This is a genomic window from Haliea sp., from assembly GCF_040221975.1.
In the GTDB taxonomy this organism is placed as follows: Bacteria; Pseudomonadota; Gammaproteobacteria; order Pseudomonadales; family Halieaceae; genus Haliea.
In genome coordinates this window covers 135880-154596 of the sequence record NZ_JAVJWR010000015.1, presented here as the reverse complement: position 1 = coordinate 154596, position 18717 = coordinate 135880, and the positions used below count along the sequence as shown (strand labels likewise).

At 54.0% G+C, this 18717-nt stretch carries 16 protein-coding genes; 8 read left to right on the top strand and 8 right to left on the bottom strand.

Going from position 1 to position 18717, the window contains the following annotated elements; all coding sequences use genetic code 11:
- Positions 1–59 precede the first annotated feature (59 nt).
- The 6 genes from RLO07_RS05770 to RLO07_RS05745 all read right to left on the bottom strand — a co-directional run bounded on the left by RLO07_RS05770 (position 60) and on the right by RLO07_RS05745 (position 10864).
- Complete coding sequence (locus RLO07_RS05770; protein WP_462291178.1) at positions 60–1331, bottom strand: NAD-dependent succinate-semialdehyde dehydrogenase; 1272 nt, start codon at positions 1329–1331, stop codon at positions 60–62.
- A gap of 72 nt (positions 1332–1403) precedes the next feature.
- Positions 1404–2894 (bottom strand): aldehyde dehydrogenase family protein, encoded by a 1491-nt coding sequence (locus RLO07_RS05765; protein WP_462291177.1) that lies wholly within the window; start codon positions 2892–2894, stop codon positions 1404–1406.
- A gap of 556 nt (positions 2895–3450) precedes the next feature.
- Positions 3451–5451, bottom strand: coding sequence for a tetratricopeptide repeat-containing sulfotransferase family protein (locus RLO07_RS05760; protein WP_462291176.1), 2001 nt, complete (start codon positions 5449–5451; stop codon positions 3451–3453).
- 20 nt (positions 5452–5471) lie between these two features.
- Positions 5472–6665, bottom strand: a complete 1194-nt coding sequence (locus RLO07_RS05755; protein WP_462291175.1) for an alpha-hydroxy acid oxidase — start codon at positions 6663–6665, stop codon at positions 5472–5474.
- Between the two features lie 105 nt (positions 6666–6770).
- A complete protein-coding gene (locus RLO07_RS05750; protein WP_462291174.1) occupies positions 6771–8393 on the bottom strand; it encodes a sulfatase-like hydrolase/transferase in 1623 nt (540 codons plus the stop codon).
- 74 nt (positions 8394–8467) lie between these two features.
- Positions 8468–10864: a TonB-dependent receptor gene (locus tag RLO07_RS05745; RefSeq protein WP_462291173.1), complete on the bottom strand. Its 2397-nt coding sequence runs from the start codon at positions 10862–10864 to the stop codon at positions 8468–8470.
- 303 nt (positions 10865–11167) lie between these two features.
- Here RLO07_RS05745 and RLO07_RS05740 point away from each other — a divergent pair, with 303 nt between their 5' ends.
- From RLO07_RS05740 to RLO07_RS05730, 3 genes are all read left to right on the top strand, one after another.
- On the top strand, positions 11168–11512 hold the full coding sequence (locus RLO07_RS05740) for a Rid family hydrolase (protein WP_462291172.1): 345 nt from the start codon (positions 11168–11170) through the stop codon (positions 11510–11512).
- A gap of 213 nt (positions 11513–11725) precedes the next feature.
- On the top strand, positions 11726–12109 hold the full coding sequence (locus RLO07_RS05735; RefSeq protein ID WP_462291171.1) for a hypothetical protein: 384 nt from the start codon (positions 11726–11728) through the stop codon (positions 12107–12109).
- The gene (locus RLO07_RS05730; protein WP_462291170.1) at positions 12106–13635 is read left to right on the top strand and encodes a BCCT family transporter; all 1530 of its coding nucleotides are present in this window, start codon (positions 12106–12108) and stop codon (positions 13633–13635) included. The genes RLO07_RS05735 and RLO07_RS05730 overlap by 4 nt, the downstream gene beginning before the upstream one ends.
- Before the next feature lie 32 nt (positions 13636–13667).
- Here RLO07_RS05730 and RLO07_RS05725 read toward each other — a convergent pair whose 3' ends face one another.
- Positions 13668–13907, bottom strand: coding sequence for a hypothetical protein (locus RLO07_RS05725; RefSeq protein ID WP_462291169.1), 240 nt, complete (start codon positions 13905–13907; stop codon positions 13668–13670).
- A 441-nt stretch (positions 13908–14348) separates the two neighbouring features.
- Between RLO07_RS05725 and RLO07_RS05720 the strand changes: the two genes are divergently transcribed.
- The 3 genes from RLO07_RS05720 (at position 14349) to RLO07_RS05710 (ending at position 16850) form a co-directional block, all read left to right on the top strand.
- On the top strand, positions 14349–14714 hold the full coding sequence (locus RLO07_RS05720; protein ID WP_462291168.1) for a RidA family protein: 366 nt from the start codon (positions 14349–14351) through the stop codon (positions 14712–14714).
- Between the two features lie 209 nt (positions 14715–14923).
- Positions 14924–15874, top strand: a complete 951-nt coding sequence (locus RLO07_RS05715) for a succinylglutamate desuccinylase/aspartoacylase family protein (protein WP_462291167.1) — start codon at positions 14924–14926, stop codon at positions 15872–15874.
- Between the two features lie 340 nt (positions 15875–16214).
- The gene (locus tag RLO07_RS05710; protein WP_462291166.1) at positions 16215–16850 is read left to right on the top strand and encodes a class I SAM-dependent DNA methyltransferase; all 636 of its coding nucleotides are present in this window, start codon (positions 16215–16217) and stop codon (positions 16848–16850) included.
- A gap of 429 nt (positions 16851–17279) precedes the next feature.
- Here RLO07_RS05710 and RLO07_RS05705 read toward each other — a convergent pair whose 3' ends face one another.
- A complete protein-coding gene (locus RLO07_RS05705) occupies positions 17280–17612 on the bottom strand; it encodes a DMT family transporter (RefSeq protein WP_462291220.1) in 333 nt (110 codons plus the stop codon).
- A 407-nt stretch (positions 17613–18019) separates the two neighbouring features.
- Here RLO07_RS05705 and RLO07_RS05700 point away from each other — a divergent pair, with 407 nt between their 5' ends.
- Complete coding sequence (locus RLO07_RS05700) at positions 18020–18262, top strand: antitoxin (RefSeq protein ID WP_462291165.1); 243 nt, start codon at positions 18020–18022, stop codon at positions 18260–18262.
- Complete coding sequence (locus tag RLO07_RS05695; protein ID WP_462291164.1) at positions 18259–18672, top strand: PIN domain-containing protein; 414 nt, start codon at positions 18259–18261, stop codon at positions 18670–18672. Before RLO07_RS05700 ends, RLO07_RS05695 begins: the two co-directional genes overlap by 4 nt.
- The last annotated feature ends 45 nt before the right edge of the window (positions 18673–18717 follow it).

Genomic DNA, 18717 nt, shown 5'->3' with positions numbered 1-18717 from the left:
CGCTGCCTCCTAGAAGGGTGCACGTTGAGTCCATTCCGTTACTCGCGGTGACCTCAAGCTTACAAGTCAACCTCTTTGTTTTCTCGTGGCGCCAAAACGCACCCTCGCCCAGTGTCTATACCGCCAACGCAGAGATACTGAATATCAAGGTACTCCTCAATACCGTGACGTGATCCTTCGCGACCGAAGCCAGACTGCTTTACACCTCCAAAAGGCGCTGCTTCGTTCGCGATGAGCCCTGTATTAATGCCTACCATACCGTACTCGAGTGCATTACCCACGCGCCACAGACGCGCCATATCACGGGAATAAAAATAAGCGGCAAGCCCGTATTCGGTCGCATTTGCCATCGCAATGGCTTCTTCTTCATTACGGAAAGTCGCGATTGCAGCGATAGGCCCATAGATTTCTTCACGGCTCAGCGCCATATCGGGGGTCACATCTATTATCACCGTGGGCTGAAAGAACGTACCTCCCATGGCGTGGTGCTTGCCCCCGCAGAGTAGACGGGCCCCTCGGTCCGTCGCATCAAGGATCATTGACTCCACTTTCGCTAACGCCTGGGCGTCAATGAGCGGGCCCTGTTCGACAGACTCCTCGCAGCCGTGACCGACCCGCAAGGCTTCCACTGCTTTCGCCATTCGAGCCGCAAATGCCTGCGCTATTTGTTCGTGAACCAGAAATCGATTGACAGAAATACAGGTCTGGCCCGAATTGCGATACTTGGCCGCTAGGGCACCCTGCACTGCGGCATCGAGATCCGCGTCCTCAAAAACGATAAAGGGGGCATTGCCACCAAGCTCCATCGACAGTCGCTTTAGCGTCGGTGCACACTGTTCCATCAACAACCTTCCCGTCTTTGTCGAGCCTGTAAAAGAGAGCTTGCGGACGTTTGGGTCCCCGGTGAGAACTCCTCCTATGGCAACGGGATCGCCAGTCACAATGTTCAAAACACCCGCAGGAAGACCTGCCTGTTCCGCGAGTGCCCCCAGGGCAAGCGCCGAGAGCGGCGTCTGTTCTGCCGGCTTGACGACGATGGTGCATCCGGCAGCGAGTGCCGGCGCAACCTTACGAGTCACCATAGCCGAAGGAAAATTCCATGGCGTTATTGCCGCACAAACACCCACAGGCTGCCTACAGACAACAAGTCGCCGATCTGTCGTCGGCGCCGGAATGGTTTCTCCATAAACTCGCCGTCCCTCCTCGGCAAACCAATCAATGAACGAAGCGGCAGAGGCCACCTCCGCACGCGCCCTCCTGTTTCGAGCAACAGCTTGCAGTTTATCGACTCCTCCGCGTCCAGCAGAGACCCGCGATAGCGCCTTTTCCACTACCGTAGCTATGGGACCAGCTAGACCGCACAGCCACAAAAGAGAGCCGGGGTCCAGCTCGAGAATAAGTAATCAGTAGGGAAACCACCAATCTGGTAATGGACCGGACTTCGGGTCCGGGTCGATCCAGGCCAACTTGTTCTTGGTAAAGCTGTGCAGGCCATCGATCCCCAGTACACGCCCGCCACCCGTAGATTTATTGCCACCGAATGGTCCTGCATCGTTGTCGAATAGGGGCGCGTTTACCCAGACCATCCCAGACTCCAGGCGCCTGATCGCCTCATGGACCTCAGCCAAGTCCTGACTGAAAACGTTGCTACCGAGCGCGAGAGGACTATCATTGGCAAGGCAGATAGCCTCATCCAGACTCGACACTTTAGCAACCGCCACCGCGGGGCCGAATATTTCATTCCGCATTATCGACATCTGGTGTGAAGCGTTAGCTAGGACTGTTGGACGATAAAACCAACCTCTCTCGAAACCATCAGGCCGAGCCCCTCCGGCTACCAGTTCCGCCCCCTCGCTCACCGCGTTCTTTATCACCTCCGCTACTCTTTCGACCTCGCGACGATTCGCCATGGGGCCGATATCCGTGGTCTGCTCCATACCGTCTCCTATCCTGAGTCCTGACGCGCCCGCTGCGAGCCGCTCCACGAATTCAGTGTAGATGCTCTCGTGAACATACATTCGCTCTGTAGAGGTGCAGATTTGTCCACAGTTCATGAATGACGCGAAAGTCGCAGCGCGCACAGCCAAATTCATGTCGGAACTGGGCATGACAATAAACGGATCGCTGCCCGAGGCTTCTATCAAACAGCGCTTGAATTGACTCGCACACATTTCATTGATGGCACGGGCGGCGTTTACGCTGCCCGTGAAGGACACGATGTGGGTGTTGGGGCTCTTCACAAGGCCCTGCACGGTCGGAACTGATCCAGTTAATACTTGCACCAGCCCCGGAGCGACCGCTTCCACCACCTCAGCCATGCGCAATGTTGTAATCGATGCATATTCCGATGGCTTCACGATCACCGTGTTTCCTGTGGCGAGGGCGGCGGCCATACTCCACGCCATCAACACAGCCGGATAGTTGTAGGGCAAAATTATCACGGCCACGCCGAGCGGTTCCCGATAAGAGTAGTTTAAATGGCTTGCCACGACCGGGCCGTGGACTCGTCCGTGCTCATGCCGAGCGATCTCGGCAAAATAACGAAACGCGGTGACGGTCCAGCCTACTTCATCGTATGCCTCTTTGAGCGGCTTGCCCATTTCACAGGTCATCAAAACCCCGATGGGATGTATGTTTTCTTCTAACGCGGACGCAATTTTGTGAAGTACCTTAGTCCTGTCCAGGGAGCTCTCTGCCGCCCATACTCTTTGGCGCTCGTTAGCAACGTTGATACATCGCTCGACCTCGTCGGCAGTTGCGCCGGCAAGTCCGCACAAACGTTCCTCCGTCACGGGTGAAGCGACTTCGATCTCATCTGGACTGGCTCCGTCTACGGTCTGTCCGTCGATAAATAACTTACCGCTCAATCTGTCAAATTCATTACTAGTGGTCATAGTAGTCCCTCGAAAAAATGATAGGGCGCCGGGTAAACAGCGAGCTCACGGAATAAATTTATAAAAACCATGACGGCACGCTTTATTCACGGCTGTGTATTTATCATGGCTATTATTCACTATTGATGGGAGCATCGCAAGATCGCTCCTTACACAACAACTTTGTAAATCTCAAATTCCTGAGTTTCGAGGATTCAATCGCCCCCTGTTGGCGTGACATCTTTTAACCATACAGAATGGCTATCAGAGAGGTGTTTGTAAGCAACAAACGTTGCCCCGAAAAATTCAAGAGCGCAACGGTTCGCCAAATCACCGGTCGCGACTACTGCGCGGCGGATGTGTCCAGTCGGCTGAGAATGACGACGCACAGCCTGTGCGCGAAGGTAAAAAGGTACGGGGCGGCTACTGATCAGCATCGAGTGAAACAGGCTATGACCTTCTCCCCTAAAAAGGCATATTGCCGGCTTTTTCAATTTCTGCTCGCGACGAGCGCGTTAGCATAAGACCGAACGGTGGGGCTTGGTCCTTACTGAAGCAGCAGCGGCCCCGCTTTTCGCTAGTTCTCCGCCACCTCAGAATGATAGGCCGTTATCGCCGGCTGAAGGATCCTTATGAGGTCACCCAAGAAAGGTTCGAAGGAACGCCAGGCATCGAGTCCGGAATGATAGATCGGTTGGCGAACCTGTTCGGAACTGGCGGTGCGCACGGCACGCTGCTGCGAGTGATACTCGAGACAGGACTCTTCGAAGGGCAGACCGCAATATTCAAGGACACGGCGCAGTTCGCCCTCAAGGTCATCTACCAACGCTTCATAGTTAACGCGCAAGACCCTGCCCGGAAGCACTGCATCCCAGTGCGCCATGATGTCGAGGTAACTGAGATAGTAGTTCCCGATGTCTTCGAAGCTATAACTGAATTCCTGACCCTCGGCGAAAAACTGCTTGTAATTGCTGAAGCAACAAGCTACCGGATGGCGCCGTATGTCAATAATTTTGGCATTTGGCAGCATCAAGTGTATGAGCCCGACGTGTCGAAAGTTATTGGGCATTTTATCAATGAAGTAAGGCGCTGAAGTCTGTCGCTGCTGAGCGGCGGACTCCAGATAATGCTCGCCGAGTCTCGCGAACTCATCGGCCGCCATCGTTACAACATTGTCGGGATAGGCGACAGCACCAACGCCCCGCGACAGCTCATGCACGATACCCGGTATGTGAGCCAATTCCTTCGTTCCCTCAACCAGTGAATGTGCCGACAGGATCTGTTCGAGGAGGGTGGAACCGGAACGCGGTAAGCCGACGATAAAGATCGGCGCATCGTTAGCAGAGCCACTGCCGGCGAGCCGCTCGAAAAGCCCGCGGGCGTAGACATCTCGGCAGGCGCGCATGCCATTCTCGAATTTCTCCGCTGAAAAGCGGCTTTGCCTGCGGCGCAGAGCATTTCCCCGGTCGTAGTGTTGGAAGGCCTTTTCGAAACGCTCCGCATCTTCGTGGGCTTTGCCCAGAGAAAAACTCAGATGGATCCTGTCAGTATCGCGTAGTCCCGGATTCGCTAGCGCTTCTTCCATCGCCGCTACCTCGTCCGGCGTAAAACGATAGGTCTTGAGGTTCGCGAGGCTCCAGTACGCGTCGCCGAAGTCGCGGCGCAGTTCGTAGGCGCGGCGATATCGGGCGATGGCATCATCGCGGTCGCCCACGGTTTTCAGTGCATGTCCGATCGCGACTTGAAAAGTCTCATCGGACTGCAGGCGCAGCTCAATACGATGATAGTCCTGCAACGCCTCCGGATAGCGCCCCGTCGCCGTGCGCAGATGCCCGCGCAACAGTAGCGCCGCAAGGTGTTCGGGTCGCAGGCTCAGAAGCCTACTCAGCTCACTTTCCACGCGCTGGTAGCGATGTCTCTTGAACAGCACCCCAGCGTATTCCATGCGCGCTTCGAGATTATCCGGCTCGACCTCAAGGGCGCTCTCGAGTAGATACTCGGCATCGTCATAGACCTGACGCTCAACCCCGATTGCTGCCAGCAGGCGCATTGCGGAGACATCCAAGGGATTTGCTCGCAGGTACTCGCGGCAGATGACTTCGGCGCGGTCCATGTCGCGCTCCGCAAGTGCGTGCCTTGCGCGCAGTAGAGGCACCGGCATACCGCCTAGTTCCGTTAGCTGAGCGCTTGCCCGCGCACTGAGCGCATCATCACCAAGCTGAACGGCGACGCGGAGCACCGACTGCCAGGCTGCGCGCAGCGTCGGATTACGCCTTACGGCCTCAAGGTAGCAATCCAGCGCGGCATGGGGCGGCTCTCCACGATCACGAGACAAATGCCCCCGCTCCTGTAGTGCCAGCGTAAAATTGGGAAACCGGTGTTGCAACTCATGAAGCCGCACAAGCGCCTCTTCATAGGAGCGCTGTAGGCGCAACGCTACCGCTGACAGATACCAGCCCTCGGCATTCCCCTCATCGCCCAACCGCGCTTCCTCAGCCGAAGCGTAGGCAGCAGCAAAGTCACCGGCTCGTAGATGCTCCTTTGCTTTGCTGAGCTGTTCGGATGCAGTTTGCGCCATCAGGGAACTCCGCTGCGATACTACTCGCTACGACAAGTGTATGTCGACGTTGCTACCGGCTCGACGTTCGGTAGCTGGCTTTGGCATACCTCACTGACCGTTGCCGTACCGTATTGTCGCATGGCTATCTCCAATTCCAATTGCAGAATATCGAACGCATGCGCACTGCCATACCGGCCAATTGCCCCCGCAGCATAGTAAAAGGATCGACCTGAGAACACCATGGAAGCGCCCAGTGTAATTGCTCGCAGCACATCCAGCCCGCTACGCACACCGCTATCCAGCATGACCGGTACGGCACCCTGGACCCTGTCGACGATGGCCGGCAGGCAGGAAATCGTCGGGCGCGCGGCATCAAACTGCCGGCCACCATGATTGGAAACAATAATCCCGTCTGCGCCGAGTTCAACGGCCCGCGCCGCATCGTCAGGCGTCTGGATTCCCTTGGCCACAATTTGGCCAGACCAGACTGCCCGAAAACTCGCGAAATCCTCCCAGGTTGTGATGTAGTCTGCCTCGTGCTCAAGCCGGGCTGCGGCCTCGGCCACGGATGCGCCCTTGGGAATATAGGGCATGAAGTTCCCCGGCAGGGGACGTGGGCGCTTCAGCGTCGACGCCACCCAGGAGGGTGACCGCATCAGGTCCCAGAGCAGCCTCAGGCTGGGTTTCAGCGGCAGCGTGAATCCATTGCGCAAATCCCGGTTCCGTTTCGATGATTTGGGAACATCCATCGTCACGACGAGGACCTTAATGCCGCTCTCGCCGGCTCGCCGGATAATGTCCAGCACAATGTCGGGATTGCGAGACTGGACTACCTGCATCCAGGTGCTGTTCGGCGCTACTGCCGCGCACTCCTCCAGCGTCGCCAGGGATGACATCGACAGTATAAAGGGCGCCCCACGGGCTTCGGCCGCACGGGCTGTTTCTACTTCCGTGCCCGGATCCACAAGATCAACATAGCCACACGGGGAGACGCCGAAAGGTAGCGCCCACTGTCGACCAAACAGTTCTACACTCAGGTCCGGGTGATCAACCGACCGCCCGACCCGGGCCGGCAAAAGCACGTCTGAAAAAGCCGATGTGTTTCTTGTGGGAGCCCGCTCACCATCCGTCCCGCCGTCAATGAAATCGAATAGGAATCGCGGTAGGCGCCTACGTGCACGTGCTCGGCAGTCTTCGATGGTCGGAAGTTGTTGTAGCAGCTTACTATTCATGGGTTCAATTGACTCATAGGTTCACTTGCTCCGGTAAAATCGCTATCGGCTCAATTGCCCTAAGGCCAGTAATTGATGCTCGCTTGTAGCGCCCCCTATAAAGTGCTATTCGGGTAAATCGGAAAACCGTTCTTGCTTCTCCACAAAAGGCGGCCTCCAGTCCGTGAAAGTACTCTCAAAGTCTTCATTGTAATCCCAGTACATCATCAAAGCCTTGGCGGTGCCGCCCCTCCAGGGGTCGTACTTCTCGTTACTGTACTCAAAAAAGAAATCGGTAAGCCGACCATCGAGCCACACCAGCGTCGCCGCCTTATCGGGGTCATTAATGACGTTGTGACGTTCTCCAGGATCAGACGCAAGGTGGTAAAGTTCTGATGGCTGGCTAAAGATTCGCTTAACGTACTTCCACTCGGAGGTTACGATGGCTCGGGTGGTAATGTATTCGAAATATGCAACATCGTCCCACTCCTGTGCCTCACCGCGCAACAGTGGCGCGAAACTTCGCCCTGGGCTATTGGCGATTTCTATATCTCCAAGACCAACCAGCTCCAACACCGTCGGGAAAATATCGACCTGATTGATGATGTTCGCTGAGGTTTCAGGCCCACCAGCGATCCGCGGGTCGTTAACAATCAGGGGCACCTGCAAATGCTCTCTTTGAGCAGTGAAAGGGCTCGCTGCTGAACTGTTGCCCCACAAACCATGCTGACCGAATGCAGCACCCTGGTCTGCAGTAAAAACGATAACGGTGTTCTCATTCAGGCCCTTCTTTTGTAAAGCCTCCACCACGGAAGCGACGCCGTCATCAATCATGGTCATTTGTGACGCCAGGTTGATCATTGCTTCCTTATTATTAAGCGCGTGAATAGTCTGCCACGCGTAGGAAAACTCGATCTTCGCCCCCAGATCACCGAGCTCCATCGGGTCCTCAATCAGCCAATCCCTATTTGAGGCTTGCTCAACAAGGATGTGATCCCCACTGCTTGCCTCAATCGCGTAATTGCGCAGAAAGGGGTGCACGGGTTCCTGTGGAAAGCTGGGTACGTGCCTCCGATAATAGTCCGCGTGGCGATTATCCGGCTTGCGGGTGACTACTGGCGCGAGGCCATAGGGGCCGTTAAACGCAAGGTACAGGAAGAAAGGAGCATTGGAATCCTGTTCCTCAATGAAATCCACCGCACGCCGTGTCCAGAAATCTGTCAAATGCTCACCTTTTACACGGTATCGCTGTCCGTTGTCGATTACCTCAAGGTCATAAAACGTGGTCGTGTGTCCCGAGGGCAGCACGACCCAGTAGTCGAAACCGATTTGCGGCGAGTCCGGAACGCCAAGATGGTATTTTCCAATCATCGCAGTGCGGTAACCCGCCTCGGACAGCGTTTGCGGCATGCTGCGAAACTCTTCGATGGCTGAGTAGTCTTCCAGATCGAAGACACTCGGCAAACCGTTATGGACACCATGCTGCGACGGCATTAGTCCGGTCAACAAGGACGCGCGCGTCGGTGAGCAAACGCCGCTTGCGGCGAACGCTCGGGTGAAGCGCGTGCCCTGTGAGGCAAGGGCGTCAATATTTGGTGTCCTGATATCCTCATTCCCATAGACACCTAACAGCTTGTCGCTCTGGTTGTCCGTGACGATGAGAATGATATTCGGCCGGTCATCGGCAACGCCTATCGGGCTAATCAGCGCCAGAGAAAGTGCGGCAATGCATCTCCACACGCGGTTCATTATTCCGCCGACGGCTCTGCGCGGGCCCTGAGCCCCCGGCGTGTACTGAACACTGCCCTCAACACGGTGGGGCCTCACTTAAAGTCGTACATAACGCGCGCGCCGATAGTTCGAGGACGGTTCGTAGTAATTCGCCGGTTATAATCAAAGTCATTGATAAACAGTTCGGCACGCTCATCCGTAAGATTGGTCGCGAATAGTTCGACTCGCCATTGACCGGCAAACACACCAGCAGCTGCGTTCACAAGCGTATACGCGTCCATAGTCTGGACTGGACCCGTCACCGTGTCTAGCAGTGCGTTTTTCTGCTCGCCCGTATACGCTGCGGTTCCCTGAAAATATCCCGTCAGCGATTCCGAAAATGGCGTTTCATAGCGCAGCGTCAAATTGCCAGAGAACTCCGGCGCAAACGGCAACGGAGTACCCGCTCCCGCGACAAAAACGTCACTAACGCCAGGGGCTTCGAAGTCACTTGTGAGTTCAGCATTCAGCCAGGAGTAGGCACCTGTGAGGGTCAATGCCTCGTTTACGGCAAATGCGAAGTCCCCTTCTATGCCATAGATCTCAGCATCAGCCGTGTTCGTCATGAACGCGAAAGCTGAAACCTGCGGGTTGCTAAAGGTTTGCTGCAAATTTTCCCATTCCATGAAGTATGCCGCGCCGTTGAACTGAAAACGCTGATCCATAAAGGAAAGCTTCCATCCCAGTTCGTAGTTGTCGAGAATGTCGGGCTCGAATCCCTCGGGAATAATCACGCCAAGCCCGGCAGGACCTGACACACGATTGAAGAAACCGGGCCGGAAACCCTGTGAGAATGTCGCGTAGTAGAGCGAATCCTGGTTAGGCGTGAAACTGACCGAAAGTTTGTAAATTTCATCCCTGTCGGTACGAGACTTATCCAGAGGCGGCCCGCTCGGGCCGAACTGACCACCGACATTCCCACCCAAGCCGGAATCAATGTCAAACCAGCGCACGCCACCTGTAACTGCAAGCAGGTCGTCTATCACCTGATAGGTGACTTCACCAAACAGCGCGAGTTGTTCTTCGGTGCGGTCAGTATTGATCAGGAATGTACTGCCAGGCTGTCCAAGCACCCCGCCCCCGCCATCTGCGATCGCGACATCACTGAACCCGGGGTTGTTGTCCCCGGCAATGGCAAAGACGTCGTTCAGCAGCCAGGTCGCCCTATTCTCAACATCAGAATCCTGATAGAAGACCCCGGCAACCGCTGATAGTCGACGATCAGAAGGCGTCGACACGCGCACTTCATGAGTCACACGATCTTCACGAACAGACCCTTGAGAATAGTAGTCCTGCTGTGAGCAGGAAGCCATCACGTCGCCAGGTACAATCAAGTCTGAATAACTGGCGTTATAGCTGCACGTGTAGAAGTCCATAAACGGACCCTCCCGCCCGTAGCCGGTGTAGTCAGTGGCGAAGTCGGTCTCCCTGTCGAGAAACGAGCCGGCATAGAGCACATCAAGCGACCCAATGCGACCTTCTAGGGTCAGGCTATACTGCTGGAACTCATCTTCAGACCGGTCTTCGTTAAAGCGCCTCACGGACAGACCATCGAGGCGCTCCTCGTAATCAAATACTCCGTCTGTCTCGAGGGTCTGGCCAATTACCGCAGCTTCAACAGACCAATCCTCCGTCATATTGTAAAGGCCAGTCAGCCTGTAACCGATCTTGCTGACATCATTGAAGTTATCCTCGGCATACGCGGTGTTGGGCCCCTGAGTCAGGGTGTACCCGGGCCCAATCGTGACCGGGTGGTCGTTTGTGCCGTAGATGTTATCGATATAACCTCCGTCCTGGAGGTTGTAGACGACGGCGCGTATTGCCGCTCGATCAGAGATCGGCACGTTGATAAAACCCTGCGTGAGGTTATTAAGCTCTCCGCCCTTGGTGGAGGACATCCGCCCCTCGAATCCGCCTTCGAATCCGGTGGGATCCGGCTTATTGGTAATGATACGCAAGGCGCCGGCCATGGAACTGGAGCCGAAAAGCGTCCCCTGGGGACCACTCAGCACCTCGATACGCGCAACGTCGTAAATGTGCACATCAAGGTTCCGGTTGATTGTGGTCACCGGCTGTTCGTCCATATATATTGCTACCGTCGGGACGCTACCAGACTGGTTGGCAATCTCCCGCTGGTTAGCCGCGGCAACGCCGCGCATATACACGTTCGACACACCAGGCCCCTTGGATGCAAAAGAAACGTTCGGGAGAAGTTGTACGTAATCGTCGAAGTTCGCAATATTCTGATCGGATAGTGTCGATTCCGTCAGTACGTTCAGAGAGATCGGCGTGTCCTGCAGCGAAGATTCGCGCTTCTGGGCCGTCACCAAAACTTCCTCAAGTTTCTGGGCGTGCACAGCATTGGCACCTCCGCCCGCTACTCCCACAGCTATTGTTGCGCTAATTGCAAGCCTGACGTGCAAGCCCAAACGGTTCTTCTCACTTTTCATTCCGTTGTCTCCTTAAGCGACTACATTGTGTCTTAGTCTTGTGAGTCTTGTGTATTTAGTACCTACCGGATTAGCGCATATTCACGCAACTGATGTTGCTTAAATCAAGATTAAGCTAGATCGTAAGGCACACATTTAATAATAGTCAAGACTCTTTTTTCATATTAGTGTGTATTTTTATTTATTTATTCACTTTTTGGTTATATGATGCTTCAGTCAGAGGATGTGGACTCGCAGGCGTAGCGCGCCTCGACTGTGAACGCTCCATAGCAAAAACACACTCGGGTGGGGAGCAACCAGCGCATGACACATCACGACGAAGATATCCGGCACGTCGTATCAGGCGAACTCGCCTCCAGTGCCGTTCTGCATGCCGACATTCTCGATCTGTCAGGGCTTACCGAAGAAAGTGGTGGCGTTAATGACGCAAATGAGCACACCTTCATCATCCTCTCCGAAGTCGATGGCTATCTGAAGCGCTATGGCTCAAACAGGCAGCGTCTACTGCAGGTACAGATCTGGATCTCAAACATGGAAGACTTCGATGCCATGAACCGCGCGTGGGTTGAATCGCCGGGCGATGGCCCGAGGCTCGCAGAAGCCTGTCTACAGGCGGAACTGGCCGGCCCGATGTATAGGTGGCAATAATGGTAACAGCGGCCTGTTGCACAACCGGCCACCTGTGAGCCAGCGGTGCGCGTATCATGAAAGCATCGGGCGCGCCCACTTCGTGCGTAGACAACTAATGCGAAAATTTGCCAGCGCTCCAGACGAATCACTGAGCACGCCAAGATGACCTTCCCATCCCTCTGGACTGACATCGAATGGGACCTTCCCGGTCGCCAGGATTCATTCCTTTGCATGGAAAACTCGGACATGGGTCTCAATATTGTCCAGACCCCTCTCTCCGTACTCAATCACGGCAGCGGCCCCACGGTACTGCTAATGGGTGGTCTCCACTGCGACGGGTACGAGGGACAGGTTGCTCTGACAAGGCTGCTCGCCGTTATCGACCGCAAACAGATTAATGGGAGATTGAGCGCCATGCATGCACCAGAGGCGGGCGTCCGCGCCCGCGAACTCGCCGATTTGACCTACACTCCGGAAATGCCATCGCAGGCGCCGGTAGAGCTTCGAGATGCTGTCGAGGGTATCCTGACGGCGAATGCCACGATCGGGCGTGTTAAGCGCGGGGATCTCAGGCTTGAGTCATCAAGGGAAGCATTGCTTGCGGGAGCCACATGATGAACATCACAAGCGTACAACCTAGAGTTTTCAACCCGGCCTTCGTGCCGATCGCGGTCACTGCCGTGCTGATTACGGCGATGGCACTCATTGCCCCCGACACGATGACCGCTGCAGCGCGGACTTTCAGCACGCGGTTCATGGCCCGCTGGGATGTGATGTACGTAAATACGTTTAGTATTCTCGTGGTTGCCGTATTTGCTATTGCATTTTCGCCCCTGGGTCGGATAAGAATCGGCGGCGTAGACGCCGTCGCAGAGTTCTCGCGAACAACGTGGATTGGAATGATCTTCAGCGGCGCGATGGGCGGCAGCCTGATCGGCTTCAGTGTGTACCAACCCCTCGAGCATCTCCAGCACGCGCGACTGCTCTTCGAGGGCGGCGCGAACGAGCAGGCAACCGCGAATGCGCTGGCCATCTACATGTGGGGCTTTCACGGCTGGGGCCCCTGGAGCCTCCTTGCTGCCGCGTTCGCCTACGCCAGTTACAACCGCAGCGACGCCTTCGGTTTCAAGGGCATTGCCGATGTGGTGATACCTGCCCCGTATCCGAAGTCCCGAACTTTCCTCGCCGGTATCAGCGACTACGCTGGCATCGTGTCATGCTGGTTCAGCAGTTCCGTCGGCCTGGCACTGATAACTCAACAGGTCGCTGGCGGACTGATTGACAGCTTTCAACTCGGTGCAACCACAAAAATGTTGGCGCCCGTCGTCTCGGTGGTTATGGCGGCCTGTTTTGTCGCCGTAGCGCTGACCGGCCTGAAATCCGGCATAGGACGACTCAGCCGCTACAACTTCATACTTGCGCACCTGTTCCTGGCAACCGTGTTCCTGCTGTGCAACCCTACTGAATTACTTTGGGGCCTGGGTTCTTCAGTCGTCGCCTACGGCAAACTCCTATTCACGCTTCCTTTCATTCTGACAGGCGCACAAGATGAAGCAGTGAGGGCGTTCCGGCTGGTCTGGCCCGCGTCGTACATGCTCTGGTGGCTGGGCATGAGCGTAATCATTAGCGCCTACTTCGCCAAGATTAGCTACGGACGCACTGTCCGCGAGGTTCTGCTGGTCATCACGGTAGTCCCCACGGCGCTGATCGCCCTCTGGTTTGGGGTCATGGGTAATGCTGCAGCCGCAATCCTCGAGCAGGCGCCACAGCTGTTCGAGGATCTCAGCGCGTCTCAGGCGGTGTACACCTTCCTGAATCAACTGCCCGCAGGCGATGCATTTGCAGGGTTTGTACTTCTGCTATCGGCACTATTTTTAATCACAACTGGCGCGCCGATGATCTACGTGCTTGCAGAATTCATGTACGAATCGGTCACAACGCCTTCCCGGGGTACGATACTCCTTTGGGGCGTTGCCCTGGGAACGACCGTAACCGTGGTTTCAGCCCAATCCGGCATCACTGCCATGCAGGAACTCGCGATCTCCGTGTCAATCCCCTTTTCATTCGTGTACCTGGCACTGATGATCGCATTTCTCGCCAGGATCGCACTGGATCGTCTCCGGCGAGTTTCAGAAGAGTAGTTCCAGTTATCAGTAGAAAGGGCACTGACAACTTAACTTTCGGTGAGGAGCTGGGCCGACAACCGGTAACCGACCTTGCTGACATCGTTAAAGTCATCCTGCGCAAGGTTGGTATTTGGCCGCTGGATCAGCGTGCCATTGGTCAACCCGACGGTTACCGGATGATCATTGGTACCATAGAGGTTGTCGATGTACCCGCCGTCCTGGAGATTGTAGAGCACCGCGCGAACCGCCGCCTTGTCAGAAAGCGGGATATTGATAAACCCCTGCACCAAATTGTTAAGCTCTCCACCCTCTCCTGTAACATCGAGTCACGCTTTTGCGCAGTGACTAGAACTTCTTCAAGCTGCTGGGCATGCACCGCTGATCCGGCTGTTCCAAGCAAGACAGAGGCGCCTAGCGCCACCTTGAGCTGTGTACAAACAGTTTCTTTTAATATTCATTCCGTTTCTCTCCGCAAAGGTATTTTTAGAAACTGCACAATGACCTCTATTTTTGGTAGAGCCTGAGACATCGAACTTCCATTGGCACACCGATAATATCATTTTAGTATATTTATATATCTACTTGTTCAGTTTAAGTTAATTTATGGTTTACTTTACTCAGTTTTTGAATCTATGATCGGTACCCAAGCACGCTTGGCTGCGCGTCGCAGCTTTAGCTGAACGAAGTTGCAGCAAGGCCACATAAAACAAATCGATAGGGGTCCTGGTATGGCAGATTCCGACAAAACCATCTATCACGCCGATTCCGGTGAGCTAGTGTCCGCAGCCGTATTGCATGGCGGCATTCTCTACCTTTCGGGTCTGACTGACGAAAGTGGTGAAGACCACGACGCCTATGAGCAAACGCGCATCACCCTTGCCGAGGTGGATCGATACTTGAAACGTTACGGGTCGAACCGCAAGCGGTTGCTGCAGGTGCAGATCTGGCTCGCGGATATCGACGATTTCGATGCCATGAACCGAGCGTGGATTGAATGGCTCGGCGAGAGTCCGAGACCTGCTCGCGCGTGTGTGCAGGCCGGCTTGGCGGGTCCGCGATATCGCATAGAAATCATGGTGACAGCGGCATGCTGAACCAAGCGGGCAAGCGCTTCATTTATTTATATGTAATCCGGCATACAAACTGTCGAAGACACTCCCAGGCGGTCGAGACTGCGATCCAAGGCTAATATTGCTACCGCATACGAACATACAACAAAACGGAGACCTGACCGATGACCTTTTCACCGATGTGGACCGACATAGACTGGGACCGTCCTGGTCGCCAGGATTCATTTCTATGCATGGAGCATTCCGACGTAGGACTGGGTATCGTCCAAATCCCTGTAAGCGTACTGACCAATGGCAGCGGTCCGACGGTGCTGCTCATGGGTGGAGTACACGGGGACGAGTATGAGGGTCAGGTTGCGCTCACTCGGCTGCTCGCCAATATCGAGCTACAGCAGTTGCAAGGCCGGTTGATTGTCATGCCGGCGGTTAATCTCCCGGCCGTGCTTGCCGGTACGCGCAGTTCGCCCCTTGACGGTGGCAACCTGAACCGATCCTTCAGTCCGACGGCCGCCGATTCACCGACGGTCCGCATCGCTCGCTACTTGAGCGACGTGATATTTCCGCTATGCGACTACTGCTTCGACTGTCACACGGCAGGCAGTTGTGCTGATCACTACCCTGCTGCATACGCATCGCTGACCGGAAACCGGGAAAAGGATCTGGAAGCACTTGATACGCTGGAGTACATCAATTCTCCGCTGTCCTGGGGCCAACCAGTCATGCACGGACCGTTTTCCGAGTGGGTAATGGTCGAGCACGGCGTGAGGTACTTCGGTAGTGAGTTTGGTGGCTGCTCCCATCTGCAGCCGAAAATGCTTTGGCATGCCGAACGCGCGATCTATCGCCTGCTTGACCACGCACGTGTACTGCCCCTCGATGAATGCTGGTCCGGCAAGCTGGATACACGTTGGGTAATAGGGTCGCAGAGCGGTATGGTCTATGCGCCAAGCGATGGCGTATTGCTCGCCATGCATGAGTCCGGGACCGATGTCCGCGCCGGCGAACTCGCTGGCCTTATCTACAGGCCGGAAATACCAACGCAAACGCCGGTGGAGCTTCGTTACCCGGTAGACGGGATCCTCGCGGCAAATGCCACCACCGGGCGGGTCAAACGTGGCGATCTCACGCACCTACTGATGCACGAATTGTCCAAGGAGGCCTTGCTGGAAAGTGCCTCAACATGACCCCCCCGGCTTACAGGAGTGGGTTTTCAACCCAGCCTTCGTACCGATCGCAATTACCGCACTCCTGATCACTTTTCTGGCGTTGTTTGCCCGCGTTCGGCCGGCTTCAAGGGAATTGTCGACGTTATCGTCCCGTCACAGTGCCCGCGATCACGCGCACTATTGGCCGGCGTCAGCGACCATACGGGTGTCATCGCGTGCTGGCTGGGCAGTTCTGTCGGCATATCACTGATAAGTCAGCAAGTCGCTGGCAGCCTAATCGGCAATTTTCACCTGAGCGCGGCCACAGAACTGAATCTAGAATTTAAAGTCAATTCTGATAAAAAAGGAGTAATGAAAAATGGCAAAAGAAGAAACCAAAGATTTTTTAAAAGAAAGGGCTTGGTTATCTGGTATTTGTGATAGCCAAAGTACAGAGGAATTGGAAAACAAGTATGATACTTGGGCTAATAGCTATGATACCGATGTGCAAAAAGATTGGTCATTCATACCTGTTAATATAGCTAAAACATTAAGGCAACTATTACCCGATAAAAACTGTTCTATCTTAGATGCAGGTGCAGGTACAGGATTAGTGGGTGAGGCTTTAGCAAAAGAAGGATATACTAATCTTACGGCAGTAGATTTATCAGAACAAATGTTAGCGATCGCCAGAGAAAAACAGGTTTATCAAAATCTGTCTCTGGGTAATTTAGAAGATTCTGATATTTTGGAAAATTCAGAAAAATTTGATGCTATTATTACCGCAGGAGTTTTTGCTTATGCTCATGCAGGGGAAAAGGTTTTAAATAATTTATTTAGTTTTTTAAAAGATGAGAAGTTTTTCTTGTTAACCATACGAGAAGACTATCGCCAACAAATGCAAACTGCATTAGATCAATTATCATGGCAATTAGTTAGAGAAGAGAGTTTTCCTATCTATGATGAAGCAAAGTTAATGTATCTTCTTGCCTTTAAAAAGAAGTCGCAATCATAAATAGTTAAAATGTTGATCAATTAACTTTATCTGAGTAAAAAAAACACCGCCTACTGAATCAGTTGCTGTGCGCCTGCTCTTAACATTTCAGTCAATGGATCCCTGCTCTCATCTCGACCTGACAGGTCAATAACGTTACTCTTGCTCATGGTGGCGACCTGCCTTTAAGGTATACGCCCCACCACAGTGGTTCGGTGCTGAAGTGAAGTATAACTGGTAAAACAATATTTTTATAAATGGACTACCTTTGGCAGCTCTCCATGAGCTGCTCTTTCACGTATATGATAAATGCGAATCTATAAATGCTTAAGTATAGTAGTGGTCAACTAATCCCGGACAGTATTTTAAGTTTTTTCTAAGATTCTGCGGTTGCCAAGCCACCGTTGTACTGATGAGGGTTACTCGAGGATAGACACCCACTGGTTATATTCAGTGAACACCGGTCTTAGAGAAAAGCTGAATAACAACTACACCGCAAATGATTAAAGCCATGCCAATAACAGCTGGCATGTCAGGTATTTGTTTAAATGCGATTGCAGCGACTAAGGCTACCAATACAATCCCCACGCCTGCCCAAACTGCGTATGCGATACCAACAGGAATTGATCTCAGCACAAGAGACAAAAAATAGAATGATGCCCCGTAGCATACGAGCACGATTGCGCTGGGCCAGAGTTTCGTAAAACCCTCCGATGCCTTTAGCGCGCTAGTTCCTATTACCTCTGTAACTATAGCGATCGAAAGGTATACATACCCCATAATCTATCCTTTTTGGATATAACAGCTACAACAAGAGATCGGTCTATTCCCCGACAATTGGGGGCTCTTCATCATTAACGTGGGAAACCGGTATTCATTAAACTGATTTTGCGACGATCAATTTAATGGAGAATACCGATGTCGCACGCAGGAAACATTCTAGGTATATCCGGTCTGGATGTCGAGCGGGTCGACCGAGCGGGTCGACCGAGATAAAGGACGACAAAGACATACAGGATTCGGAAGGTAGCCGTGGGGACGGTAAAGAAGTCTACCTACACCAGCTCCGATACATGATTATCAAGAAAAGTACGCCAGACAACGTACAGGATTTTTGGTAGGGACAGTTGACTTACTGGACCTGGGGACATAGGCTTCGACATATGCCGGATGAGCCAGAGGATATTCGAATGTCAACTTCTGAACGCCACGTACGCCTCTTTCGCAACGGGCGCAACCAGGCCCTGCGCATCCCTCGCGAGTTCGAATTGGAGGGTCAGGAAGCAATCATCCACAAGGAAGGTGATCGGCTGATCGTGGAACCGATCCGTAAAGGCAGGCTGCTGGCGCTACTGGCATCTCTCGATCCCTTGACTGAACCCTTCCCCGATATCGATGATGACCTGCCTCCACTGGATGACGTTCAGCTGTGAGTGGATCCCTGGCGTATTTACTGGATACCAACATCCTGTCCGATCTTGTCCGCAATCCGCAAGGCGTGGTGGCAGCACAGATCACCAAGGCAGGCGAGGATACTGTCTGCACCAGCGTCATAGTAGCCGCAGAACTGCGCTACGGCGCAATCAAGTCTAACTCTGCAAAACTTGCAGAACGCATTGACATGATCCTCTCGGCACTGGAGATCCTGCCACTGGAAACACCCGCCGACCATCAGTACGCATCATTACGCCATCGTCTCACACATCAGGGAACACCCATTGGACCAAATGATCTGCTGATCGCTGCACATGCACTCACAAATGACCTTACAGTTATCACCGCCAATGTCGGGGAATTCTCCCGGGTCCCGGGGCTGAAGGTGGAGAACTGGTTACAGGCATAATCTTTACTATAGGAGCCCGCTGGCCCAGGCCACTTTCTCTGGCCG

Coding starts and splice junctions, on each gene's coding strand:
- RLO07_RS05735 (WP_462291171.1), top strand. CDS start 11,726: ATGGAAAACTCGGACATGGGTCTCAATATTGTCCAGACCCCTCTCTCC.
- RLO07_RS05710 (WP_462291166.1), top strand. CDS start 16,215: ATGGCAAAAGAAGAAACCAAAGATTTTTTAAAAGAAAGGGCTTGGTTA.
- RLO07_RS05730 (WP_462291170.1), top strand. CDS start 12,106: ATGATGAACATCACAAGCGTACAACCTAGAGTTTTCAACCCGGCCTTC.
- RLO07_RS05745 (WP_462291173.1), bottom strand. CDS start 10,864: ATGAAAAGTGAGAAGAACCGTTTGGGCTTGCACGTCAGGCTTGCAATT.
- RLO07_RS05765 (WP_462291177.1), bottom strand. CDS start 2,894: ATGACCACTAGTAATGAATTTGACAGATTGAGCGGTAAGTTATTTATC.
- RLO07_RS05740 (WP_462291172.1), top strand. CDS start 11,168: ATGACACATCACGACGAAGATATCCGGCACGTCGTATCAGGCGAACTC.
- RLO07_RS05720 (WP_462291168.1), top strand. CDS start 14,349: ATGGCAGATTCCGACAAAACCATCTATCACGCCGATTCCGGTGAGCTA.
- RLO07_RS05750 (WP_462291174.1), bottom strand. CDS start 8,393: ATGAACCGCGTGTGGAGATGCATTGCCGCACTTTCTCTGGCGCTGATT.
- RLO07_RS05755 (WP_462291175.1), bottom strand. CDS start 6,665: ATGAATAGTAAGCTGCTACAACAACTTCCGACCATCGAAGACTGCCGA.
- RLO07_RS05760 (WP_462291176.1), bottom strand. CDS start 5,451: ATGGCGCAAACTGCATCCGAACAGCTCAGCAAAGCAAAGGAGCATCTA.
- RLO07_RS05700 (WP_462291165.1), top strand. CDS start 18,020: ATGTCAACTTCTGAACGCCACGTACGCCTCTTTCGCAACGGGCGCAAC.
- RLO07_RS05715 (WP_462291167.1), top strand. CDS start 14,924: ATGGAGCATTCCGACGTAGGACTGGGTATCGTCCAAATCCCTGTAAGC.